This is a genomic window from uncultured Ruminococcus sp., from assembly GCF_934476685.1.
Lineage (GTDB): Bacteria > Bacillota > Clostridia > Oscillospirales > Ruminococcaceae > Hominimerdicola.
The window spans coordinates 72,875-95,723 of record NZ_CAKSNX010000004.1 but is presented as its reverse complement, the minus strand read 5'-3'; the positions used below and the strand labels follow the sequence as shown (position 1 = coordinate 95,723).

The window sequence follows — 22,849 nt, the reverse complement described above, 5'->3', positions numbered from 1 at the left end:
CTATGATACTTTTAAGATCTTCTTTCAAGCAGATCATTAGTAAGTTCATATAAAAATTCATTGTTAGAAAACTGACTAAGACTGCTGAGTGCCTGTACAGTAAGCTGTTTTGCGATCTGCTGAGATCTTTCAAGACCCAAAAGTGTAACATAAGTATTCTTATGCTGATCCTCATCGCTTCCGATAGGCTTTCCAAGCTCTTCAAATGTACCTGTAACATCGAGTATATCGTCAACTATCTGAAATGCTCTTCCGACAGCCTGTGCATAATCGGCAGCAGCAGGTATAAATTCAAATTTACCTGAAAGTATAACTCCCATAACACAAGCCGCTTCAATAAGCGCACCGGTTTTTTTGCTCTGCAAAAGATTAAGAGTCTGAATATCGATCTCCTCATTTTCAGTTTGCAGATCAATGACCTGACCGCCTACCATTCCGTCCTTGCCTGCCGCTTTTGACAGTACAGAAATCAGCATAACGGCCTTTTCAGCAGGTATCTTGCCTGCGATAGCAGCTTCGGAAATGACCTCAAAAGCAAGGGTATTCAGAGCGTCACCTGCAAGAAGGGCGATATCCTCAGGAAAAGCTTTATGACATGAAGGCTTTCCTCTTCTGAAATCATCGTCGTCCATGCAAGGAAGATCATCATGTATAAGCGAATATGTGTGGATAAGTTCTACTGAACAGGCAATCTCAAGAATTGAATCAAGATCATTTCCACCGCACATACGATAAAATTCAAGCATAAGAATAGGACGAAGCCGTTTTCCGCCTGCACTCAGAGAATACTCCATAGCCTCTGAAACTATGCCCTGTATCTCCGGCTTGTCCTGCGTAAACTCAGCTAGTTTATCTTCAATTTTTTCAATATAAGCCTGCATTAAAAGCTTATTATTTTCAGTCATTTTCATCTGCTCCGTTCATAGTTTTAACTGTCAGCTTAGCATTTTCAAGCGTTTTTCTGCATTCGACAGACAGATCCATTCCTTCTTTATAATAGTCAAGAGCTTTATCCAAAGGCAGCTTATCATTTTCAAGCAGTCCTACCAATTCGTTAAGTCTGGCCATTGATTCTTCAAAATTCATTTATATCCGCCTTTCGGTAATTGTTTTACATCTGTAATAACAGCCGCAGCTTCACCGTCATCTAATCGCAGAGTAACTGTATCACTGCTTTTCAGACTGTCTATCCCCATAACAGGTTCTCCGTTTTTCTCCACGATAGCATATCCACGGCTAAGAACATTAAAAGGACTAAGTGCGTTAAGTCTTAGTACATAGCTGTCAATTTTTATAGTCAGCAGCTCAATTCGCCTGCTTATAAGCTCATTAAGCCTTTCACAAGCAAAGTCAAGTCTGTTTTCATCAGTTTTTATAATGTTTGCAGGCGAAAATGATTTGATTTTTATAGTCAGATTATTCAGCTCATTTTCCTTTGCTCTTAACAGATTTTCATAATTTACAGATAATCTGCGCTTTAAATGTTCAATATTATTTATCAATCCTTGCATATCAGGCACAGCAAGTTCTGCTGCTGCCGATGGTGTAGGCGCACGCATATCCGCTGCATAGTCCGCAAGCGTTGTATCTGTTTCATGACCGACAGCCGAAATAACAGGAGTTTTGCAGTTAAATACAGCCATTGCTACGCTTTCTGTATTAAACGCCATAAGATCTTCATCAGATCCACCGCCCCTCGCTAAAATAAGAGTATCAGCTCCGCTGTTATCTGCTTTTAAAAGAGCATCCGCAATGGATTTTGGCGCTGCCGCCCCCTGCACCAACGCAGGAAAAACATTTAATTCACAAACAGGATACCGTCTTTGGATAATATTAATTATATCCTGCAAAGCAGCACCATTTTGTGAAGTAACAACGGCTATTTTCTTAGGTTTAGCTGTAATAGTGCGTTTTGCACTGATATCAAACACACCCATTTTTTTAAGCTTTTCTTTTAAAGCCTGGAGCTGGTCGTGAACTGCACCCGCACCCAACAGCATAAGTTCAGTTACAACGATCTGATATACTCCGTCACGCTCATAAACTTCAAGGTTGCCTACCACAAGTACACTCATTCCGTTTTCGGGAATGAATTTCAGTTTTGATGCATTAGAAGAAAACATAACTGCTTTTACAGCACTTTCCTTATCTTTAACTGTAAAGTAAGCGTGTCCTGATCTATAATTAAGATTGAAATTCGATATTTCACCTTTAACGGCTATGCCTTTGAGCTTAAGATCAGATTTAATTTTAAATGACACATATCTGTTAAGCTGTGATACAGTTAAAACAGAACTCATCAGATCATTCCTCTCTTTAAAGCTGCGTAAACTGCAACACCAACGGCGTTATCACATGACAGCTGAGGTTCAGCAAAAAAACATCTGAACTCCGCCATAAGTCTATCTTTGATAAGTTTGTCTGACATAACACCGCCTGCAAAAATTACCGGCATATCACCGTATTTTTCTAGAGCATTTTTTGTCATTGCACTTATATTTTCATATATGAAATCAAGACAGAATTTAGCTGTATCTTCGGAGCTTTCGCCGCTTTTAAGCATATCTGTAAATTTATTTTCAAGTCCTGATAAGCAACAGCTGCAATCTTTTATAGTTGGCTTGATTTTGAATTTCCTGCTGCTTTTTGATGCAAGCTTTTCAAGTTCTGCACCGCATGGAAAATCAAGTCCAAGCTTAACGCCAAGACGATCAATGCACTGTCCTGCTTTCAGATCAAGTGACGTACCAACCTCTGTAATATCAAGTATATTTTCAGAATCATACTTACATAGCAGTAAATCAGTAGTACCACCACTGACATGAAAAGCAAGAAAAGGTTCACCTTTTTTTATAAGATCCAGCCGTCCGCAGGAATATAATGCCGCAAGAATATGTCCGATCTGGTGAGATGTAGAATACACTTCTATCCCATTTGCCGCTGCAACAGATTCACCAACGCATTTTCCCACAAGAAAGCATGGCATATATGAGCCTTCTGTAAGTCGTGGAGATCTTGAATAGCAAACGGCTTCAGGTCTTATATTTCTGAACTCTTGATTATCAAAAAGATCTCTCATAAGCGCAGGCAACTGTACTGTATGATGAAAAACTGCATCGGACTGCCTTAATCCACGCTCACCTTTTTTTACAGGCAAAAGCTTTTTCATAGACAAAATTTGTCGTTTGTCTGTATCAAGAAGTGCGCATGATGTTGTATAATTGCTTGTATCTATGCCTAGATAAATTCCCATTACTTGTTATCTTCTTCCTTAGGAAGACTCTTTGAAAATGAGCCCAACACACCGTTTACAAATGCAATATCTGGTTCAAGAGCATATGCCTGCGCCAATGTTACAGCTTCACTGATCGCAACATTCACAGGTACTTTCTCATCATAAAGAGCCTCATATATAGCAAGTCTGAGTATTGCAAGATTGATCTTAGGTATTCTGCTTACAGCTCTTTTATCTGAAAACTTTGCAATTATCTCATCAAGTTCTTCCTGTTTTGCGAAAATATTTTCAACCAGATTTTTCACTTCATCGTTTACTAATATCTCATCTATTTCTTCAGCTGTTTCAAAAATGCTCTCCAGAGGATCATCTAAAAACATTTTTTCAAATGACAGCAGAAAAGCGGCATGTCTTACTTCTCTTCTTTTAGCCACATAAACACTTCCTTTATATTTATTTATCCGTTTATCGGATCATTTTTACAGCACAAAGCCGACCGTTCCGAAATTACGAAACGATCAGCCTTTATTATTCAAAATGTACGCCACATACCGTTACATTAACTTTTGCAACAGTAAGACCAAGCATTGTCTGAACGGAACTTTTTATCTTCTCCTGCACCTGCTCGGCAGAAGCAACAGCCTTTGACCCATTATCAAGTATAATTCCGATAGAAACCGAAAGAACATCATCTACAAGACCTATCCTTATGTTCCCGAAATTTTCCTGCCTGAACCAAAGCTGACGTGGGGTTTTCATAACCGGAGCAATGCCATAAACGCCGTCGATCTCCTCAACTGAGTTTGTGATTATCTGAGCGATCACGTCCTGGCTGATGTGAAGACTTTTTTCAACTTTCTTTGAACCTTCTGTCATTTATAAACCCTCCAATAAAAAATACTGAATAGTGCTTTGTATAATTACATATATTATAACATATTTCACTTGATGTTACAAGTATTTTTGCAGGATTTTTTTTTACAGAAGTTCTTTATGACCTGTGATAGTTCTTTACATTGACAATACCTACTTTTTAAAGGGAGATTTTTTATGCAACGTCAAAAATTCTTATGTTTTCGGCAGGCACAGATACTTCACTGAGCAGTATATCCTTTATCTGTGCTGCTTCACTGGCAACAAGTCCGTCGCTGCCTGCTTTTACCACTATATTGGCGTTTTCACCGTCAAGGTAACATACGCAATCCGAAAAGCCCGCTGCTTTTATCAGTGCTTCTATCTTTGATTCCGATTCTATCAACCCACTCATTGCCTCAGCCTCTTCTTCAGCAACAGTTTTCTCTTCATCAGTGGTATCACCGCCGCTGATTATATTTTTCAGAGTTTCTTCTGCCTTGTCACGGGCAGTCATTCTGTCGATCCTTGCCTGTGCAAAATAATCATCTCCTGCCTCGTCTGCGCTGACAAGCTCTGCGTCACCGTAATTCACGCTTTGGTTTTCCATTTTTCCTGTTGTCTTGATTTCGTGACCCGATGACGATACCGCATAGTTTACATAGATCGCTATTCCCAGCATAAGCGTCATACCAGCGAGAACGATCTGCTTTTTACCGATTATAAAACTTGGCTTTTTCATTTTTTCATACCTCTTTCTGTGATGTTATATTTTGGCTTCTACACATATTTTACCGGCGGATATATTAAGCGCCGTAGCCGCAGCATTAATAACTTTTTCATTTATTTTTGCATTTCCACCTCCTTTACAGACTATCAGTACGCCATTTATTTTCGGCTTTACGATTTTTTTTACCAAAGCCTGCTTTTCACCGTCCTTTTCTATAAAAACTATGTCATTTTCATATTTATCGCTTGTTCGGTTTGAATCTGTATCAGTATATTTGCTTACATTTTCTGCGTATACATACTCGGTAGTACCTTCTACTGTAAGCATAACGCTGCACTCTCCTACCCCGTCTATCTGCTCCAGCAGTTCTTTAAGTTCATTCTGTATCTGAGTTTTATATGCTTCTGTTTCATCTGCTGAAATATTGTATTCTGCTTTTTCCTGCTTATCAGAAGATGACTCCTTACTGTTTGAAGGGATAAACTCTGAAAGCATAATGAGCAGAACGCCGATCATTCCAAGTGCGGCAATAAGCTTTAACCTGTTTTCTTTTTTTAAAAGATTTTTGAAATTTTCCTTATTGATCTTGAATTTCATTGTCATTCTCCGTTTTAAAGAGTATTTCTGTATCAGGAAGATCCTGTTTTACAAGCTCAGATGCCCGCTCACTGTCAGATTCATTATGTAATGTAATATACACATACTCTGCATACACCTCATCTTGTTCGTTTAAACTTAGTTTAACATCTATTTTCTCTGTCCTGATACTATTACTATTAAGCTTATCCAGAAAATATTCCTCATATTTTTTCTGAGCCGCTGAAAGTACAGCATTTTGAGTATTATAATTTATCTGATCCGAATAATAAGTATCTTCATTATCAAAAGAATAGCTGTCAAGGCTAAGCTTAAATCCTTTACCCGTAAAAACTGAACATACTGCCAGAAGTGTGATAATGCCCGCTATTGTCAAAAGCTGTTTTTTCTGACTGCACTCAGGCGCTGCAATATCAAGGAATGTGCTTATTACACCCATTATGCAGGCAATAAAAACAGCTGATTTTATCAGATCCATTTTATATACCTCCCGCAGCTGCCGACATAACTGCGGCAGTAGATATAATAAAAGCCGTTGAAAATGCTATCAGTATACTTATCCCAATGGACAGGATATAATTTATGCTTTTTAAGAATTCAGCTGTGTCACTCAATCCAAGAAGTTCATTTACTACTTTTCCAGTCCACACAGCAGCTTTTATCGTGAGAACAGCAATAAAGGGTTTTATAGCCATGAAAAAAATTATAAGTATCCCTATACTACCTGTTGCCGAACGAATAACACCCATACTGCCTTTTACAGCAGTATAAGCCTCCGAAACTGAACCTCCTATTACCGGAATAATGCTGGAGGCGGCAAGACGTATAGTCTTAGCTGCAAGATTATCTGCCGATGCTCCGGTGATGCCCTGAATAGACATAAGTCCTAAAAAGATCATCATAACCGTGGCGAGCAGCCATACCGTAAGTTTTTTGAATGACTCAGCTATGCCTGCAAACTTTAGCTGCGGATTTATTGCAGAAATGATAGTTAAAGCAAGTACGGCAGAAACAACAGGCATCATTATTTTAGATACAACAAATGCCGCAGCTTCGCATACAAGCAATGTAGCAGCACTGTAACTGCCAGCTGTTACAGTATGTCCGCCTGCCGCAGTAACAGCTGTAAATATGGGTATGTATGATATCATAAAATTATTTATGTTTTCAATACTGCTCTTCAAAGATCCTATTGATGATGATACAGAATCCGACATCACTATTATCATTACCAGAACACAGATAGTTCCGAAAGCTTTGTCTGTCGGTGAACTATCAAGGTACATACATTTAAGCGCAGCATAAACAAGGGAGATCGCCATTATTTTGCCTAGCATAACTATCGGTGTGCGCAGACTGCTTTTAAACATATCGAAAAGTTCAGAAAAGACCGAGCTTATACTGAAATCGCTTATGCTGTCAGGGTTTTCCACTGATATATCCTCTTTTTTTAGTATATCAGCTGTATCGTCATCTGATGCGGCTTTAAGCTCTTGACTTATCTGATCTTTTATTTCTGCAAAATCATCATCTTCACTTTGTGCATACGCACCAGGGCATATTATGGTAAATATAACGCAAAGGATAAGCGTTAATATAAGCTTTTTCATTTTTATATCCTCTATTTTAAAACAACAGTGAACTTACTATATTTATCAGAGCGTTAAAAAGCGGAAGCGATATCATAAGCAATGCTATCTTACCAGCAAGTTCAGCTTGTCCTGCGATAGCATTTTCTCCGCAGTCACGGCAGTAGTCACAGGCGAATTTTGTTATATAGCAAATTCCAAGACCTTTAAACAGAATCTTTATGTACTGTTCATCTATACTGCCTTGTGAAAACAGATATTTAATTTGCGCAAATATTGAACCGAGCGACGATGATGTCTTTAAAAATATAACAGCCATTGCTGCAAAGACCATAAATATTTTTATTTCTGAACCTGTTTTTTCGATTATTTTACAGGCACAGACTGCAGCTATACAAAACCCTATAACAATAACAATGTCCATCAGTACAATCCGAATATCTTTTTAATAGTATCGAAAAGATCACCTATCTGATTAACTATCATCATAAGTACAACAACAAGACCTGCAAGAGTTGTCATCATTGCCTGTTCGTCACGCTCGGCACGTTTCAGAAGCTGATTAAGCACGGCAACGATTATGCCTATTGCTGCAATTTTAAATATAAAATCAATATCCATAGCTTTGCTGCGCCTCCAGTTTTATGATCCTTTGTTATATCAGCACAAGTGCCGTCAACACTCCGACAGATATGCCAAGCACCTGATACAGTTTGTGATTTTTTTCATACTTATCTGTATTTTCTTTATAAAGCTGTGTAAGCTCATTTTTTAATACCTGTGTTTTTGAGTTCTGACCATTTAGATCTGTCTTGCCGAAATCTTCAAAGAAGTCTGCCAGTTTTAGAGCTGCGTCATAACAGCCGCATGATTTATTCTGTCTGATATGTTCAGCTAATTCTGCCGTAATATTATCATGAAAGTAGTAATTTTTCAAATCAAGCTGATTGAGAGAGTTGTCGCCCTTTAGTTTTTCGATCATTTCCTCAGCTGTTAAATAGTCAGAGTTAAGGTATATCTCAATACTTTCTGTAAGTTTTAGTGCTTGTCTTATGTATTCACAGCGGTTTTTAAGGTCATTTGACGCTGCAAATCCGCCATAAGCACCTGCAGTTATGAGCATCAGACAGCCTGCAAGCTTAAACATTTTTTATTCCTCATATCTGTTATTTTTTCGACTTTACCGTTTCTGCCAAGAAAAACGCAGTAATCAAATACATCGTATTTGATCAACTCTGAAATTATCGGTTTGCTCTTTATATCGTCAACACTGTCTGTATGACAGGAGGCTATGATCTTAACTCCTGAATTAACTGCATATTTTAAAGCTATAAGATCATCGTCCGAACCTATTTCGTCACAAACGATAGCTTTAGGCGACATCACACGCACAGCAGTCATTATCCCATAGTATCGGCTGTAAGAATTAAATACATCTGTAAGAACACCTATATCGTTTTGTGCTTTGCCCTTTACAGATGCAGCTATTTCACCTCGTTCGTCAATAAGCGAAACCTTATATCTATTCCCTATCAGACGAGTAAGATCTCTAAGCAGCGTTGTCTTTCCGCTTGCCGGTGCGCCGCAGATGAGAAGCCCTTTAAGTCCGTCTGAAAACATCGAAGTGTAAATTTCATCAGCACAGCCTACGATCTCACGGGGTATCCTTATATTTACCGACGATATATTTTTTATATTTTCAATGCTGCACCTGTTATCTGTATTTACCACTGCCGTTCCGCAAAACCCGATACGACAGCCGCCATCATAAGTCATATATCCCGCTGTAAGTTCGTTTTTATAGCTGTACAGAGAGTTTTTAAATACCCTTGTAATCACTGTTTCTATATCATATTCATATACCATTACCGCATCTTTGGACATTGTGTCAACAAGATCCCCTGCTGAGCTTAAAGCGTACTCTCCGCTAAAAGTGGAAATTGTCAACGGCTTGTAAAGGCGAAGCCTTATCTCGTTTATCTGCTGTTTGCTGCTAGGTGTGATCTGAGATATTGCTGAGCGCAAACTCTGCGGCAGGATTTTTACAGCTGAATCTAATTTACTTCCGTTCATATTATCTCTCCTTTGTGGTTATGTCTAATAATATGCTTGTCTTAGAAGGATTATTACTTGTGATTTGTTAATTAATACATATATGCGAAAGTAAAATTGTGCAAATATACTGACTTTAAACCTTGAATTACAGTACAAAATATGTTATAATTTATGTATATGTATGAACAAAACAAGGAGAACTTATTATGAAATCAAATTTAACACAGGAACAGATCAAAGCGTTGAATATGACGCAGGACGTATTCAATGAAGTCAAAAAAGTAATAATAGGTAAAGACGATATTATTATAAAAGTTCTTTTATCTATTCTTGCCGGTGGTCATGTACTTATCGAAGATATACCAGGCGTTGGAAAAACAACGCTTGCGCTTGCTTTGTCAAAGGCTTTGTCACTTGATTACAAAAGACTTCAGTTTACACCTGACGTTCTTCCGACTGACGTAACAGGATTTACTATTCTTAATAAGCAGACTCAGAAGTTTGAATACAAACAGGGTGCTGCTCTGACAAATCTTTTTCTTGCGGACGAGATAAACAGAACATCTTCAAAAACTCAGTCAGCGCTGCTGGAAATAATGGAAGAGGGAAAGGTAACTGTTGACGGAGTGACATATAAAGCTCCAGATCCATATATCGTTATTGCCACGCAGAACCCTATTGGCTCGATCGGTACGCAAATGCTGCCTGAATCACAGATGGACAGATTTATCGTAAGACTTACTATGGGTTATCCTAATCTTGAAAGCGAAGTCATAATGCTTAAATCAAAACAAAATCTTGTTCCGATAGATAGTGTACAGCCTGTTGTAACTGCTGAGGATATAATACACGCAAGAAGTCAGGTCGAGCAGATATACGTTGCAGATCAGATCTTTGAGTACATAGCAAGACTTGCTGAGGCAACAAGAAATCATCAGTACATTAAGCTAGGACTTTCGCCAAGAGGAACTATCGCCCTGCTCAGAATGACAAAGGCAACAGCATTGCTAAAGGGCAGAAACTATGTTGTGCCTGACGATGTTATTTACTCTTTCAAGGACGTTGTGCTTCACAGACTTATTTTTAATTCAAAAGCAAAAATAAACGGAATTTCTGATGAACAGGTACTTAAAGACATTACATCAACTGTTCAGGTCCCAAGGATCAATAAATAGCGGAGGATATATCTGCCAATGCTTATTATTTATTTGGTACTGGTGATCGTATCAGTATTTTTCTACATATTGTATGAACCTGATTTTTCATTTTATCTGTTAGTGTTTCTGTCCGCAATTCCGATAATACTTTTTATAATCGGAAAATATATGTCAAAGCGGATAAAGGTCGAATTTGTCACAGTTCACAGCAGCGCAGGTAAGTCTTCAAAGATACCGCTTGTGCTTAAAGTAACTAACGAAACAAAGCTACCTGTTGCAAATCTCATAATAGAGCTTGAATACAAAAATTCACTTGACGGAAACAAAAATATCGTAAAGGTAAACACTCCTGTTTTTCCTGAGGAAACGCAGTATCTTACAATGCATATTTCGGCAATGCATTACGGAAATATCTTTGTGAGAATAAAACGTTGCAGAGTGGTGGATATGCTCAAGCTGTTTAAATTCAAGCTTAAATACAAAAAGTATAAAGATATCCACAGTGAATGCAGTTTTACAATAGTTCCGGATCATATCCCTATTGATAATCCTATAAACAATTATTCTGAAATGGGACTCGAAACCGATGAGTTCTCCAAAACTTCAAAAGGTGACGATCCGTCGGAGATTTTCGATATTCATGAATATGTTGACGGTGACAAGATAAACAGGATACATTGGAAGCTTTCTGCAAAGCAGGACAAAACTATGGTAAAGGACTACTCTTTGCCGATAGCTAATTCAATAATATTGATGATAGATCTGTTTATGCCTGAAAGCAAGAAAATGAGCTTTGAAAAGTACGATACTATTATAGAATCGGCAGTAGCTGTATCATGTTATTTATCGGAGAATAACACTCCCCATAAGGTGATGTGGTATGACAGCGAACATTTAGAGCTTGTCAGCATGAATATTGTTGATGATGACACACACAGATTATTCGTCAGTATGCTCCTTAAAGCATCTATATGCAAAGAAAAAAATCTTCCGCTTTTAAGTTATATAGATAAAACTGAAAGATATAAATGCGGACATCTTATGTATTTTTCGACCGATTATAACGAGAATATTTCCATGATAATGAAAGAAAATGATCTTGCATTCAAGTATTCATATATGCTTATAACAGATACAAATATCGATGACGGCTATGATGAATTTGCACAGATCGTTCCTATAAAGGAAAATATGATCGCACAATCGCTTGAAGATATTTGTTTTTAATGTAAAGGTGACAAAATGGGAAATAAAAACAACAAGGACGTTGGTCTTGTAAACAGCAGCGGTATTTGTATAGACGGCGATATACTGCTACAATGTGAACATGAACATACAACAAAAAGTTATCTGATACTGCGGATATTGCTGGCTTTTGTATGTGTGTTAAGCACTATGTCTATGGCTGACAGTTTTACAGGCGGAAACGTTTTAGCTACGGTCATATTGTTTCATAGCATGGTTTCAGTAGTTGCAGTAAGCCTTTTTAAATCTAAATATTCAATACTGAAATGCTGCTCACTTATAATGACGGGAATATATGTCGGAATATTATTTATAGGACGCAGATATGTAAAAAATGGTTTCTTTATAGCTGTCAGCAACTATATGCGGCTGGCAAATATTTCGCCGGGCTCATGGGATTCAAATATTGAAAACGGTATGAGAGCTGAGCCTGACTGTATGTTCTTTTTCTTTATGGCTCTTACTCTTGTAATAGCTTTAGGACTGACTATTGCCTGCGTTTATCGAATCGACTTCCCTCTTATGTTTATTTTTACATTCCCGATTTTCGAGGTCGGAATGTATCAGGGAATGAAATGCGGCACTCTTGCAGTAGTAGGTCTTATTGTCAGCTGGATAACGCTTCTGGCAATGCACATAATTAACCATACTACTAATAAGGCGGGACGAAAAAATACATTTGCCGTACATGAACGTTCTAAAACTTTTTTCTTTACATCACACAATGCAAAGGCGGCTTTTTACCCTGTATTTATGACTTTTGTCAGCCTTATCACAGCTGTTGTATTTATAATAATTATATTGGTTTCAATGCTGTTTGGGTACAAGCGACCTGAATCATTTGACAGCCTCAGATACAATATGCACAACGCTCTGACAAATTTCGACGTTTCAAATCTTGATGATTTCTTTTCAGATCTTGACGGCGGTTCGGTATTATATGGCGTAACGACAGTAGGCGGTACAAACGGCGGCAATCTTGGTGTAAGCAATGGAATAAGCTTTAACGGTTCTACTGCGCTGAAAATCAAAACACCAAAGCTGTACAGCACAATGTATCTTAAGGGATATGTTGCTGGAAAATATGAAAACAATTCGTGGACAGCATATCCGTCAGACAAAAGCTCCGATGATTTTACCGATAAATTCGATAAGCTTGGAATATGGCCGCAGGATTACACTTACAAGGTACTTGATACTGTAAAAAGTGAGGCGACATCTATTGCCTCAATAGATGTAACTGTACGAAGTGCATCTCCGAAATTTGTGTATGCTCCGTACGCTACGGAATATTCCGAGGCAGGTAAGGCTTATGGAGATGAGATGTACCATTTCAATGATTCGTACATAAAAATCAAAAGCAGCAAAAAAGAATACACGTTAAAATACTATACAACCGACGTTATAGGCGGTCAATCAGAATGGCCGATGAAAGCAGAATTTTTGGATTCAAACAGCCAGTTTTTTGAATATGATGATAAAACATCTAGTGCAATGAAAGCGTACAGCAATTATGTAAAACAGACGTACATGGGAACTGCTGATATTGAATCATTGAAAAATGTTTACAATGATATTGTGAATAATTATTTTGACGGAAATGCTGATGGTCATTCATTTTCCGAAATATATCAGGTGATAAAGTATTATTTCGATGAGGCAGGCTATAAATATAATCTCCAGCCTGGAAGTACACCGAAGGGAGAAGATTTTATCGACTACTTCCTTACTGTTCAGAAAGAGGGATATTGTACATATTTTGCAACAGTGGGAGTTGAGCTGATGCGTATGTTCGGGTATCCGTCAAGATATGTTGAAGGCTATATGATACTTCCGTCACAGCAGAACGAATCACCTGATTCAAGCGGACGATATACAACCATTGTCCCCGACCAATGTGCTCATGCATGGGCTGAAGTGTTTATTGAAAATGTCGGTTGGGTCCCAGCAGAATTTACTCCGGGATATGATGACGATAATCCTAACCTCAGTGAAAATGAGAAAAAAATTCAAACTCAGACTACTACCGTGACAACAACAGCAGTTATAAATACTGATACAAGTTCCGTACCCGACAGTCAGAATGACGGTACACAGACAACTGCTCCTGCGCCGTCCAATAACACTAGCGAAAAAAATTCCTCAAACGGAAACAACGGTACAGGTACGTCGTATACTTCTGATGACTCATCAAGCACAGCGGCTACAACAAAAAAGGTCGGAGCTGTCAGCAGCATAAACAGCTCTGAGAATGAGCAAGCATCTGCGGCTGCAAAATCAATATTACTTATAATAGTTGGCCTTGCATTTGCGGTGGGAGTTATTGCGGCTAACAGAAAACACAAGCTTCATATCATGGAGCAAAAATGTACGCAAGCTGATCTGAACAAGCGTGTTATTGAAATTTTCAGATACACACTAAAATATCTTGCTTTGCTTGGAGTAAAGTCAGACAAGAATTTATCTGATATGCAGCTTTGTGATGTACTGCTGGAGATATGTCATACAAAGCATATCAATGAGCTGGACGAGCAATTAAAGACAATTTGCTCCATTGCAGTAAAGGCACAGATGAGTGCTGCTGGCGTATCAGAAGAAGATGCTGAGAATGCTGAAAAGATACTTAAATTTATAGCCGATGAAGTTGTAAAAACAAATCTGTCGCAGTTCGATATGATATCAGCTAAATACGTTTACTGTTTATATTAATTAGGAAAGGATCGTTTAAAATGGCAAAGAAAAAGAAAAACAGATATGGTAATCCTGCAAAAAACATTGCAGCTCAGGAGGCAAAAATGCAGGCAGCTGCACCAACCGAACAGCCAAGAGCCAAAGCATATGCTTCCGCTCCTGAGGATAGTTCAAAGCCTATGATACTCAGAATTTTAGTCCTTGCTATCGTTGCTGTAATGATACTGGGAATAGTAGTTGGGGCGGTGCTTTTCTGATGGTACACATTGGCAACAGCTGGGATGATATACTTGCAGATGAATTCAAGAAGGATTACTATTTGAAACTGAGAGAATTTCTGAAATACGAATATTCTCATTATAATGTTTATCCGAATATGTATGATATTTTCAATTCTCTGAAATACACACCTTATGAAAATGTTAAAGCTGTGATTATCGGTCAGGACCCATATCATGGTCCTGGTCAGGCGCATGGTCTTTGCTTTTCTGTAAAAGCGGGAGTTAAGCCTCCTCCGTCACTGCAGAATATTTTTAAGGAAATGCAGAATGACCTTGGTATCGCTCCGCCTAATAACGGAGAACTTACCGATTGGGCGAAACAGGGTGTTCTTATGCTAAACACAGTTCTTACTGTTCGTGAAGGACAGGCTAATTCACACAGAGGTAAGGGTTGGGAACAATTGACTGATGAGATCATACGAAAGCTAAATGAGCGTGATAAACCGATAGCTTTTATACTTTGGGGCGGAAATGCAAAGACCAAAGAACCGCTGATAACCAACCCTATTCATGGTATATTTAAAGCAGCGCATCCTTCTCCCCTTTCTGCTTATAATGGATTTTTCGGATGCAGACACTTTTCGGCAGTCAATCATTTTCTTTTAACAAACGGAATGGAGCCTATCAACTGGCAGATAAGCAACAAATAAACATAAAAAATCCTTTGCTGATAAATTTCAGCAAAGGATTTTTCTTTTGGTATATTACGGAATAAGTCTGTTGATATCTCTTGGGAACATAGATGTTTCACGGATATTGTTCTTGTTAAGAAGCTTCATAAGAAGTCTTTCAAGACCGATACCGAGTCCGCCATGAGGTGGAAGTCCGTATTTATGTGCTTCAAGGTAGTTCTTGAAATCTTCAGGGTCAAGTCCCTGTGCCTTCATCTTAGCTACCTGTTCATCATAATCGTGTATTCTCTGACCGCCTGATGTGATCTCAAGACCTCTGAACAGAAGGTCAAACTTGTATGCCTCTCTTGGATCTTCTCTTGAATTCATAGCATAGAACGGAGGTTTTGATGATGGGAAGTGAGTTACGAAAATAAAGTCAGAATTGTACTTTTCCTTAGCATACTTACCAAGATTAACTTCATCTTCTGGGTCAAGGTCAAACTTTTTACCAGAACCTTCTCCGCCTCTGAGAAGTTCAATAGCATCTGCAAACTTAATAGACGGAACTTCGCCTATTTCAGGAATATCAGCATCGAGAATTTTGATCTCATTCTGATAATTTTCCTTGCAGTACTCAAACATAGACTTAAGCATTGCTATTTCCATTTTCATTACATCATACATACTGTCGATATAACCCATTTCAAAGTCAAGACCGATATATTCGTTGATATGACGTGATGTTGCGTGCTTTTCAGCTCTGTATACAGGTGCGATCTCATATACTCTGTTAAAGAATGCAACTGCTGTCTGCTTATAGAACTGAGGTGACTGGTTAAGGAATGCGTGCTTGCCAAAATAGTCAAGTGCAAAAATATTTGCACCGCCCTCAGCGCCCTGTGCAACTATCTTAGGTGAATGTATCTCCGTAAAGTCATTTTCTCTCATGAATTTGTGCATACCCTGCACAAGACCTTCCTGAAGTTTGAAAATAGCTCTTTCATATGGGTTTCTGAGAGAAACAGCTCTGTTATCGAGATTTACTTCAATAGTACAGTTGAGTTTACCCTGTGATATTTTGAGCGGGATCTCAGCTGCAGGAGTTGAAATAAGCTTGATAGATTCAAGAACGATCTCAACGCCAGTAAATTCTCTTTCATTCTTGTTTACTGTACCCTTGACATCAACGAAGAAACCTTCTCTCAGACCTTCGATAGAATCTGAACACTTATCAGCAGAATATACTGTCTGGAATACATTTCTTGAAGTTCTTACAAGAATAAATGAAATGCTGCCCATTTTCTTTATCTTATGAACACAGCCTGTAAATTCAACAGTCTTGCCCATATTAGAAACTGCATCTTCAAGAGTGAACTCTTTCTTAAGGTCATCAATACCGATCATAAGCATATTTCCGTTTGAATTTGGAACATACTTATTGCTGTTTTCATACTTTGTAAGCTTTGAAGCGTCAATAACATTGTTTTCTGTTTCAGCTTCCTCAGTTTTTTCAGCAGAGCCGGCTGAGAGTTCTTTAAGCTTATTTTCAAGTATTTCCTTGATTATCTTAGGTGTTGCAACGCCTTTGAGCGCCTTTGTACACTGACCCATAATAAAGCCGAATACTTTTGTTTCACCATTTTTGTACTGCTCTACCTGAGCTGAGTTAGCAGAAAGGATATCATTGATGCCAGCCTCTACCTTAGCGGTATCAACTGTAATTATCATTCCCTTAGCCTTGGCGATATCCATTGGCTTGCCGCCGTTTTCAACCATTTCTCTGAAAATTGTCTTAGCGTCATTCTTAGATACCTTTTCCGTATCTGCCATTTCAACAAGCTGTGCAAAATCCTCTGCTGTGAAACTGATGTTGTTTACATCTATCTCACCAAGGTTGATTCTTCTCATAAATTCGCCAAGTACGAAAGCGGCAACGCTCTTTGGATTATTATAAGCTTTTACTGCGCTTTCAAAGAAGTCGGAAATAACCTTTGACTGAATAAGGATATTTGCATCAACTTCTGAAAGCCCATACTGCTCGATATACTTTTTGATTCTCTGATTTGGAAGTTCAGGGAGCTTAGCTCTGATCTCTTCAAGCTGCTCATCTGTGAGGTTTACCTGAAGAATATCAGGCTCTGGGAAATAACGATAGTCATTTGCGTTTTCTTTAGAACGCATTGATGTAGTCTTATCTCTGTTGGCATTATATCTTCTTGTTTCCTGAACGACCTTTTTGCCAGCCTCTAAGAGAAGAGCCTGTCTTTTCTCTTCATACTTGATAGCACGTCCAACTGACTTTATAGAGTTGATGTTCTTGATCTCGGCACGAGTACCGAACTCCTTAGCGTCAGGACGCATAAGAGAAATATTTACGTCACATCTGAGTGAACCCTGTTCCATTTTACAGTCGCAAACGCCTGCATACTGGAGAAGGAGCGATATCTGCTCAACAAAAGCCATTGCCTCTTCAGCAGAAGAAATATCAGGTTCAGTTACTATCTCGATAAGTGGAATGCCGCAGCGGTTATAGTCAGCCATTGAAATTCCATTGAAATCGTCATGGACAAGCTTACCTGCGTCCTCTTCAAGATGTATATGGTTAATTCTTATATTCTTCTTTACACCATTTACTTCAATAGGCACATATCCAGGACCAACGATAGGTCTGTAAAGCTGAGATATCTGATATGCCTTTGGAAGGTCAGGATAGAAGTAGTTCTTTCTGTCGAATACAGAGAACTTATTTATTTCACAGTTAAGAGCATAACCTGCTTTTACTGCATACTCGACTGCTGTCTGATTTAAGATAGGGAGAGTACCCGGCATACCTGTACATACAGGGCAGCATCTTGTATTCTGTTCGCCTCCGAATTCAGCCGAACAGGTGCAGAAAATCTTTGTTTTCGTAAGAAGCTCAGCGTGGATTTCAAGACCTATGACGGTTTTCCATTTTTCCATTGTCTTTTCCTCCTTTTAAAGCTTTGGTGCAACAGGTATAAAGCCCTGTTCATATGCGTCTGAAACCTGAAGAACTGTCTGCTCGTCAAATTTCTTACCGATTATTGAAAGTCCGATAGGCATACCCTCTGCATTGTATCCGCATGGAGTAGATACAGCAGGAAGTCCTGCGATATTAACTGTTACAGTGCAAATATCAGCCTGATACATCTGTACTGGGTCAGCTGTCTTTTCAGGGCTGTATGCAACAGCAGGTGTGGTAGGTGTAAGGATAACATCACACTTATCAAAAATATCATCATATTCTTTTCTGATAAGCTGTCTGAGTCCCAGAGCCTTTCTGTAATAAGCGTCATAATATCCGCTTGAAAGACAGTAGTTACCGAGAAGGATTCTTCTCTTGACCTCTTCGCCAAAGCCTTCTGAACGTGACTTTATAATAAGCTCTTCATAGCTGTCAGCCTTTGCAGTTCTGTGACCATACTTGATACCATCATATCTTGAAAGGTTTGACGCAGCCTCTGCACAGGCAAGAAGATAATAGCAAGGAACAGCATATTTAAGTGAAGGCATCGAGCATTCAACAAGCTCTGTACCCATTGCTTTATATTCATCCGCAGCCTTAAGAACTGCATTTCTTACCTCATCTTCAATACCGTCTGCATAAAATTCCTTAGGCAGAGCGATCTTCATACCTTTAAGTGACTGACCGATCTTAGCAGAAAAATCAGGAACAGCATTTTTAGAGCTTGTACCGTCATGTGGATCAAATCCGCAGATCTGATTGAGTATCACTGCACAGTCAGCAGAGTTCTTTGCGATAGGTCCGATCTGGTCAAGTGATGATGCAAATGCAACAAGACCGTAACGTGAAACACGGCTGTATGTTGGCTTGATACCTGTTACGCCGCAGAAAGCAGAAGGCTGTCTGATAGATCCGCCTGTATCTGTACCAAGTGCTGCCGGAGCAAGTCCTGCGGCTACTGCTGCAGCAGATCCGCCTGAAGAACCACCAGGAACGCAGTTTGTATTATAAGGATTCTTAGTTTTCTTAAAAGCGGAAGTCTGTGTAGAACCGCCCATTGCAAACTCGTCAAGTGAAGTTTTTCCGAGCATAACAATATTCTGAGAATCAAGCTTTTCCATAGCTGTTGCATTATAAGGAGGAATAAAGTTTTCAAGTATCTTTGATGAACAAGTTGTTCTTACTCCCTCAGTACAGATATTATCCTTTATAGCCATAGGGATACCTGTAAGCGCTTTAGCCTCGCCCTTATCAATAACAGCCTGAGCTTTTTCAGCCTGAGCCATAGCTATATCTTCGGTAACTGTGATATAACATTCAAGCTTATCGTCATATTTCTTTATATTATCAAGATATTCTTTAGTAAGCTCCTGCGATGAAACGGATCTTTCGTCGAGAGCTTTACGCATCTCACGAAGATTCATTGAAGAAATATCCAACATTAACACTACCCTTCTATATATTATTCTACTACCTTTGGTACTACAAAGCAGTTATTCTGATTTACTGCATTCTGAAGAACCTTTTCGGTCGGCATTGACGCTGCAACTTCATCTTTTCTGATGTCATTCAGATAAACATTATGATTATCCTTAGTATCATCATAAGTAACGTCAATTTCTTTAATGGTATCCATAAGATCGATAATGCCGGTCATTTCACCGGAAACCTTTTCAAGCTCTTCATCAGAAAATTCCAATTTACCAAGCTCGGCAAGATATTTAACCAAATTTGTATCCATAAGAACCCCTTACCTTTCTTTGTAAGCTGCGGTACGAAATTACATACCAACTCAATATAATATTATACAACACTTTCGCCATGATTGCAAGCATTTTTTACTCAAATTCAGATTTTATTAAATAAAATAATAGAAATCCACAGATACAGCAGCGTATCTGTGGATCTAAGCATCTTTACTTAATCATTATTATCCTTTGAATACTTATCAAGTATGTGTGAAAAATCAAATGTTGCAAAGTAATCAGCAGGTGTTTCAGCACGTCTGATAAGCTGTGTTGTTCCGTCCTCCTTGAGCAGTATCTCAGCTGAACGGAGCTTACCATTATAGTTATAACCCATTGAGAAACCATGAGCGCCTGTATCGTGAATGCAAAGGATATCACCTGTATCTATCTCAGGTAGCATTCTGTCAACTGCAAATTTATCATTATTTTCGCAAAGTCCACCTGTTACATCGTACTTGTGGTCACAAGGAGCATTTTCCTTTCCAAGTACGGTTATATGATGATATGCACCATACATAGCAGGACGCATAAGGTTGCAGGCACAAGCGTCAACGCCAACATACTCTTTATATGTATGCTTATGATGAGTGCAGGTAGTAATAAGGTGACCATACGGAGCGAGCATATATCTGCCAAGCTCTGTAAAGATAGCAACATCACCAAGACCTGCAGGAACGAGTATCTCATCAAATGCCTTGTGCACACCTTCACCGATCTCAAAAATGTCATTCTGAGGCTTGTCAGGTTCATAGGCAATTCCTACACCGCCAGAAAGATTGATGAACTTGATGTCAGCGCCTGTTTTTTCTTTAAGTTCAACAGCAAGCTCAAAAAGAATTCTTGCAAGCTTAGGATAATATGCATTTGAAACTGTATTTGATGCAAGAAAAGCATGGATTCCGAAATGCTTTGCACCCTTTTCTTTAAGGATCTTAAAGCCTTCGATTATCTGATCGTGGGTAAAGCCGTACTTTGCCTCACCGGGATTGTCCATTATCTGATTTTCAATAGAAAAATGTCCGCCCGGATTGTAACGGCAGCAGATAGTTTCAGGAATACCGCAAAGTTCATCAAGATATTCGATATGAGTAAAATCGTCAAGATTTATATATGCGCCAAGTTCTCTTGCCTTAAGGAAGTCAGCCTTTGGTGTAACGTTTGATGAAAACATTATATCGCTGCCCTTAAAACCGCAGCATTCGCTCATCATAAGTTCAGTAAGAGATGAGCAGTCAACTCCGCAGCCTTCTTCCTGTAAAATTTTCAGTATATATGGATTAGGCGTAGCCTTTACTGCAAAATACTCTTTATAGCCTTTATTCCAACTAAAAGCCTTATTAAGATTTCTTGCATTTTCTCTTATTCCCTTTTCATCATAAATATGAAAAGGCGTTGGATACTTTGCAATGATTTCCTCCGCCTGTTCCTTTGTAATAAATGGTTTTTTCATTTTAAATCTTCCTTTGACTTAAATTTATACTTTTAATATATAGTTTATTGTAACATTTTTCGTATAAATAGTCAAGAGTATTCCGTTTTTTTTGAATTTATCCTACTAATATTGTATATTTTGACATATTGCATTAAAGATACAACTAAAATAACAAATAAATAGCACAAATTTATTTACAAATCCTTGATTTATCGAAGGTTATACGTTATAATAAGAAATATGCAAAAGTTTTGAAAGTTAAAGGAGGCTAATTATGTCAGATGAGAAAAAGCAAAACAGTAAAGCTGCTCTGATAGATGAATCTGATTCTGAAAGCAGAATGCTTTATGATATCAACGATCCTGACGGAAAGCTTAAAGAGGACGAAAAAAGTTCGGATAAAAGCAGCAAAAGCAAAAAAAAGCCTAAGAAAAAGAGCAGCAAGCTAAGAGTTCTGCTGATAGTTTTACTTATTATCTTGGTTCTTGCCGGTGCTGTGGTCGGCATAGGAGTCGGTGTTATTTATCACTATATCAACAAGGTCAATATCGTTGATGATAACAGCAGTTACGAGATTTTATCTTCGATAGAGCCTGACGATGATATTACTTCTGAACCTGACTCTCCGCAGGAGGATATTGATTCACTTGAAGAGCAGATCAAGAAAAACACAGAAAGCAAATCTGACAGCTCAAAGAAGTCAGACAGCAGCAAGAGTTCAAATGTTACTGAAAACACAACAGTATCAACTACCGAAGAAGTTTATAACTACGACTTTAATGATGAAAACGTAACTAATATTCTTCTTATCGGAACAGACGCAAGAGATGTGAACAGCCGTGGAAGATCGGACAGCATGATACTTGTTTCGATCAATGATTCGACTAAAAAGATCATCATGACCTCTTTCTTGAGAGATACATATGTAAGCATTCCGGGCGTTGAATATACAAGACTTAATCACGCTTATGCATACGGCGGACCTGATCTGCTGATAGACACTATTGAGTCAAACTTCAAAATACCGATCGACAAGTACGTTCAGGTAAACTTCAGCTCATTCACAAAAGTCGTTGACCTTGTAGGCGGCGTTGATATCCATGTAAATGATGATGAAGTCGAATATCTCAATATGTACCTTAATAAAGTAAAGAACGGTGACAAATACAAGCTGTCATCAGGCGGAGATTATAAGCTTAACGGCGCTCAGGCATTGGCATATTCAAGAATAAGATACGTTGGCACTGACTTCGGCAGAACTGAAAGACAGAGAACAGTACTTGAAAAGATCATTGAAAATACAAGTGATCTCAGCATAACTGAACTTGGAGATCTGCTTGATGAGATCCTTCCTAACCTCACAACAAATCTTCAGAAAGACGAATTGTTCTCTATGATACTTGACTCACCAACATATCTCGGATATGACAGAGTACAGTGCAGAGTTCCTGCTGACAACACATGGTGGAATCTTACTATCAGAGGAATGGCTGTTCTCGGAATTGACTTCAATGCAAACATAAGATATCTTGGCGAAAATATATACGATCAGTATTAAACATCACAGCGGGAATGCACAATGTATTCCTGCTTTTTTTTGTATATACATAAGAGAAGATATTTGTACTCATAAAAAA

General features: G+C 38.5%; 24 protein-coding genes. 6 read left to right on the top strand and 18 right to left on the bottom strand.

Annotation, left to right across the window (positions count from 1 at the left end; all coding sequences use genetic code 11):
* Positions 1–11: 11 nt before the first annotated feature.
* The 14 genes from Q0E19_RS06040 to Q0E19_RS05975 form a co-directional block, all read right to left on the bottom strand.
* Positions 12–905, bottom strand: coding sequence for a polyprenyl synthetase family protein (locus Q0E19_RS06040; protein WP_294408190.1), 894 nt, complete (start codon positions 903–905; stop codon positions 12–14).
* The gene (gene xseB / locus Q0E19_RS06035) at positions 898–1,086 is read right to left on the bottom strand and encodes an exodeoxyribonuclease VII small subunit (protein ID WP_294408188.1); all 189 of its coding nucleotides are present in this window, start codon (positions 1,084–1,086) and stop codon (positions 898–900) included. Before xseB ends, Q0E19_RS06040 begins: the two co-directional genes overlap by 8 nt.
* Positions 1,083–2,300, bottom strand: coding sequence for an exodeoxyribonuclease VII large subunit (xseA, locus tag Q0E19_RS06030; RefSeq protein ID WP_294408187.1), 1,218 nt, complete (start codon positions 2,298–2,300; stop codon positions 1,083–1,085). The genes xseB and xseA overlap by 4 nt, the downstream gene beginning before the upstream one ends.
* The gene (locus tag Q0E19_RS06025) at positions 2,300–3,253 is read right to left on the bottom strand and encodes a peptidase M22 (RefSeq protein ID WP_294408186.1); all 954 of its coding nucleotides are present in this window, start codon (positions 3,251–3,253) and stop codon (positions 2,300–2,302) included. Before Q0E19_RS06025 ends, xseA begins: the two co-directional genes overlap by 1 nt.
* On the bottom strand, positions 3,253–3,669 hold the full coding sequence (nusB, locus tag Q0E19_RS06020; protein ID WP_294408185.1) for a transcription antitermination factor NusB: 417 nt from the start codon (positions 3,667–3,669) through the stop codon (positions 3,253–3,255). Before nusB ends, Q0E19_RS06025 begins: the two co-directional genes overlap by 1 nt.
* A 94-nt stretch (positions 3,670–3,763) precedes the next feature.
* Entirely contained in the window at positions 3,764–4,111 is a 348-nt protein-coding gene (locus Q0E19_RS06015) for an Asp23/Gls24 family envelope stress response protein (RefSeq protein WP_294408184.1), read from the bottom strand.
* A gap of 172 nt (positions 4,112–4,283) precedes the next feature.
* Complete coding sequence (locus Q0E19_RS06010; RefSeq protein WP_294408183.1) at positions 4,284–4,829, bottom strand: SpoIIIAH-like family protein; 546 nt, start codon at positions 4,827–4,829, stop codon at positions 4,284–4,286.
* Positions 4,830–4,853: 24 nt separating this feature from the next.
* Positions 4,854–5,414, bottom strand: a complete 561-nt coding sequence (locus Q0E19_RS06005) for a stage III sporulation protein AG (RefSeq protein ID WP_294408182.1) — start codon at positions 5,412–5,414, stop codon at positions 4,854–4,856.
* Positions 5,395–5,892, bottom strand: a complete 498-nt coding sequence (locus Q0E19_RS06000; protein ID WP_294408180.1) for a hypothetical protein — start codon at positions 5,890–5,892, stop codon at positions 5,395–5,397. Before Q0E19_RS06000 ends, Q0E19_RS06005 begins: the two co-directional genes overlap by 20 nt.
* Before the next feature lies 1 nt (position 5,893).
* Positions 5,894–7,024: a sporulation protein gene (locus Q0E19_RS05995; protein ID WP_294408178.1), complete on the bottom strand. Its 1,131-nt coding sequence runs from the start codon at positions 7,022–7,024 to the stop codon at positions 5,894–5,896.
* Between the two features lie 16 nt (positions 7,025–7,040).
* The gene (locus Q0E19_RS05990) at positions 7,041–7,427 is read right to left on the bottom strand and encodes a SpoIIIAC/SpoIIIAD family protein (RefSeq protein ID WP_294408176.1); all 387 of its coding nucleotides are present in this window, start codon (positions 7,425–7,427) and stop codon (positions 7,041–7,043) included.
* Positions 7,427–7,624 carry a stage III sporulation protein AC gene (gene spoIIIAC, locus Q0E19_RS05985; RefSeq protein ID WP_294408175.1) on the bottom strand — a complete coding sequence of 66 codons (198 nt, stop codon included), beginning with the start codon at positions 7,622–7,624 and terminating at the stop codon, positions 7,427–7,429. The genes Q0E19_RS05990 and spoIIIAC overlap by 1 nt, the downstream gene beginning before the upstream one ends.
* A 34-nt stretch (positions 7,625–7,658) precedes the next feature.
* Positions 7,659–8,150: a stage III sporulation protein AB gene (locus tag Q0E19_RS05980; RefSeq protein WP_294408174.1), complete on the bottom strand. Its 492-nt coding sequence runs from the start codon at positions 8,148–8,150 to the stop codon at positions 7,659–7,661.
* On the bottom strand, positions 8,126–9,076 hold the full coding sequence (locus tag Q0E19_RS05975) for a stage III sporulation protein AA (protein ID WP_294408173.1): 951 nt from the start codon (positions 9,074–9,076) through the stop codon (positions 8,126–8,128). The genes Q0E19_RS05980 and Q0E19_RS05975 overlap by 25 nt, the downstream gene beginning before the upstream one ends.
* A 188-nt stretch (positions 9,077–9,264) precedes the next feature.
* Between Q0E19_RS05975 and Q0E19_RS05970 the strand changes: the two genes are divergently transcribed.
* The 5 genes from Q0E19_RS05970 to Q0E19_RS05950 are packed head-to-tail and all read left to right on the top strand — an operon-like array spanning position 9,265 to position 15,082.
* Positions 9,265–10,233, top strand: a complete 969-nt coding sequence (locus Q0E19_RS05970; protein ID WP_294408172.1) for a MoxR family ATPase — start codon at positions 9,265–9,267, stop codon at positions 10,231–10,233.
* Between the two features lie 18 nt (positions 10,234–10,251).
* Positions 10,252–11,442, top strand: a complete 1,191-nt coding sequence (locus tag Q0E19_RS05965) for a DUF58 domain-containing protein (RefSeq protein WP_294408171.1) — start codon at positions 10,252–10,254, stop codon at positions 11,440–11,442.
* Positions 11,443–11,457: 15 nt separating this feature from the next.
* Positions 11,458–14,169, top strand: coding sequence for a transglutaminase domain-containing protein (locus tag Q0E19_RS05960; protein ID WP_294408170.1), 2,712 nt, complete (start codon positions 11,458–11,460; stop codon positions 14,167–14,169).
* A 20-nt stretch (positions 14,170–14,189) separates the two neighbouring features.
* A complete protein-coding gene (locus tag Q0E19_RS05955; RefSeq protein WP_294408169.1) occupies positions 14,190–14,408 on the top strand; it encodes a hypothetical protein in 219 nt (72 codons plus the stop codon).
* Complete coding sequence (locus Q0E19_RS05950) at positions 14,408–15,082, top strand: uracil-DNA glycosylase (RefSeq protein WP_294408168.1); 675 nt, start codon at positions 14,408–14,410, stop codon at positions 15,080–15,082. The genes Q0E19_RS05955 and Q0E19_RS05950 overlap by 1 nt, the downstream gene beginning before the upstream one ends.
* Positions 15,083–15,136: 54 nt before the next feature.
* On the opposite strand, the gene gatB is transcribed toward Q0E19_RS05950, so the two are convergent.
* The 4 genes from gatB to Q0E19_RS05925 all read right to left on the bottom strand — a co-directional run bounded on the left by gatB (position 15,137) and on the right by Q0E19_RS05925 (position 21,230).
* Complete coding sequence (gatB, locus tag Q0E19_RS11920) at positions 15,137–18,007, bottom strand: Asp-tRNA(Asn)/Glu-tRNA(Gln) amidotransferase subunit GatB (protein WP_365904696.1); 2,871 nt, start codon at positions 18,005–18,007, stop codon at positions 15,137–15,139.
* A 15-nt stretch (positions 18,008–18,022) separates the two neighbouring features.
* Positions 18,023–19,474: an Asp-tRNA(Asn)/Glu-tRNA(Gln) amidotransferase subunit GatA gene (gene gatA / locus Q0E19_RS05935; protein ID WP_294408167.1), complete on the bottom strand. Its 1,452-nt coding sequence runs from the start codon at positions 19,472–19,474 to the stop codon at positions 18,023–18,025.
* Between the two features lie 20 nt (positions 19,475–19,494).
* Positions 19,495–19,773, bottom strand: a complete 279-nt coding sequence (gene gatC, locus Q0E19_RS05930) for an Asp-tRNA(Asn)/Glu-tRNA(Gln) amidotransferase subunit GatC (RefSeq protein ID WP_294408166.1) — start codon at positions 19,771–19,773, stop codon at positions 19,495–19,497.
* A gap of 179 nt (positions 19,774–19,952) precedes the next feature.
* Complete coding sequence (locus tag Q0E19_RS05925) at positions 19,953–21,230, bottom strand: diaminopimelate decarboxylase (RefSeq protein WP_294408165.1); 1,278 nt, start codon at positions 21,228–21,230, stop codon at positions 19,953–19,955.
* 256 nt (positions 21,231–21,486) lie between these two features.
* Here Q0E19_RS05925 and Q0E19_RS05920 point away from each other — a divergent pair, with 256 nt between their 5' ends.
* Positions 21,487–22,770 (top strand): LCP family protein, encoded by a 1,284-nt coding sequence (locus Q0E19_RS05920; RefSeq protein ID WP_294408164.1) that lies wholly within the window; start codon positions 21,487–21,489, stop codon positions 22,768–22,770.
* Positions 22,771–22,849: the final 79 nt, after the last annotated feature.

Excerpts from the sequence above, each read along its gene's own strand:
- Q0E19_RS06040 (WP_294408190.1), bottom strand. The coding sequence starts at position 905 with ATGACTGAAAATAATAAGCTTTTAATGCAGGCTTATATTGAAAAAATT.
- xseB (WP_294408188.1), bottom strand. The coding sequence starts at position 1,086 with ATGAATTTTGAAGAATCAATGGCCAGACTTAACGAATTGGTAGGACTG.
- xseA (WP_294408187.1), bottom strand. The coding sequence starts at position 2,300 with ATGAGTTCTGTTTTAACTGTATCACAGCTTAACAGATATGTGTCATTT.
- Q0E19_RS06025 (WP_294408186.1), bottom strand. The coding sequence starts at position 3,253 with ATGGGAATTTATCTAGGCATAGATACAAGCAATTATACAACATCATGC.
- Q0E19_RS06015 (WP_294408184.1), bottom strand. The coding sequence starts at position 4,111 with ATGACAGAAGGTTCAAAGAAAGTTGAAAAAAGTCTTCACATCAGCCAG.
- Q0E19_RS06010 (WP_294408183.1), bottom strand. The coding sequence starts at position 4,829 with ATGAAAAAGCCAAGTTTTATAATCGGTAAAAAGCAGATCGTTCTCGCT.
- Q0E19_RS06005 (WP_294408182.1), bottom strand. The coding sequence starts at position 5,414 with ATGAAATTCAAGATCAATAAGGAAAATTTCAAAAATCTTTTAAAAAAA.
- Q0E19_RS06000 (WP_294408180.1), bottom strand. The coding sequence starts at position 5,892 with ATGGATCTGATAAAATCAGCTGTTTTTATTGCCTGCATAATGGGTGTA.
- Q0E19_RS05995 (WP_294408178.1), bottom strand. The coding sequence starts at position 7,024 with ATGAAAAAGCTTATATTAACGCTTATCCTTTGCGTTATATTTACCATA.
- Q0E19_RS05990 (WP_294408176.1), bottom strand. The coding sequence starts at position 7,427 with ATGGACATTGTTATTGTTATAGGGTTTTGTATAGCTGCAGTCTGTGCC.
- spoIIIAC (WP_294408175.1), bottom strand. The coding sequence starts at position 7,624 with ATGGATATTGATTTTATATTTAAAATTGCAGCAATAGGCATAATCGTT.
- Q0E19_RS05980 (WP_294408174.1), bottom strand. The coding sequence starts at position 8,150 with ATGTTTAAGCTTGCAGGCTGTCTGATGCTCATAACTGCAGGTGCTTAT.
- Q0E19_RS05975 (WP_294408173.1), bottom strand. The coding sequence starts at position 9,076 with ATGAACGGAAGTAAATTAGATTCAGCTGTAAAAATCCTGCCGCAGAGT.
- Q0E19_RS05970 (WP_294408172.1), top strand. The coding sequence starts at position 9,265 with ATGAAATCAAATTTAACACAGGAACAGATCAAAGCGTTGAATATGACG.
- Q0E19_RS05965 (WP_294408171.1), top strand. The coding sequence starts at position 10,252 with ATGCTTATTATTTATTTGGTACTGGTGATCGTATCAGTATTTTTCTAC.
- Q0E19_RS05960 (WP_294408170.1), top strand. The coding sequence starts at position 11,458 with ATGGGAAATAAAAACAACAAGGACGTTGGTCTTGTAAACAGCAGCGGT.
- Q0E19_RS05955 (WP_294408169.1), top strand. The coding sequence starts at position 14,190 with ATGGCAAAGAAAAAGAAAAACAGATATGGTAATCCTGCAAAAAACATT.
- Q0E19_RS05950 (WP_294408168.1), top strand. The coding sequence starts at position 14,408 with ATGGTACACATTGGCAACAGCTGGGATGATATACTTGCAGATGAATTC.
- gatB (WP_365904696.1), bottom strand. The coding sequence starts at position 18,007 with ATGGAAAAATGGAAAACCGTCATAGGTCTTGAAATCCACGCTGAGCTT.
- gatA (WP_294408167.1), bottom strand. The coding sequence starts at position 19,474 with ATGTTGGATATTTCTTCAATGAATCTTCGTGAGATGCGTAAAGCTCTC.
- gatC (WP_294408166.1), bottom strand. The coding sequence starts at position 19,773 with ATGGATACAAATTTGGTTAAATATCTTGCCGAGCTTGGTAAATTGGAA.
- Q0E19_RS05925 (WP_294408165.1), bottom strand. The coding sequence starts at position 21,230 with ATGAAAAAACCATTTATTACAAAGGAACAGGCGGAGGAAATCATTGCA.
- Q0E19_RS05920 (WP_294408164.1), top strand. The coding sequence starts at position 21,487 with ATGTCAGATGAGAAAAAGCAAAACAGTAAAGCTGCTCTGATAGATGAA.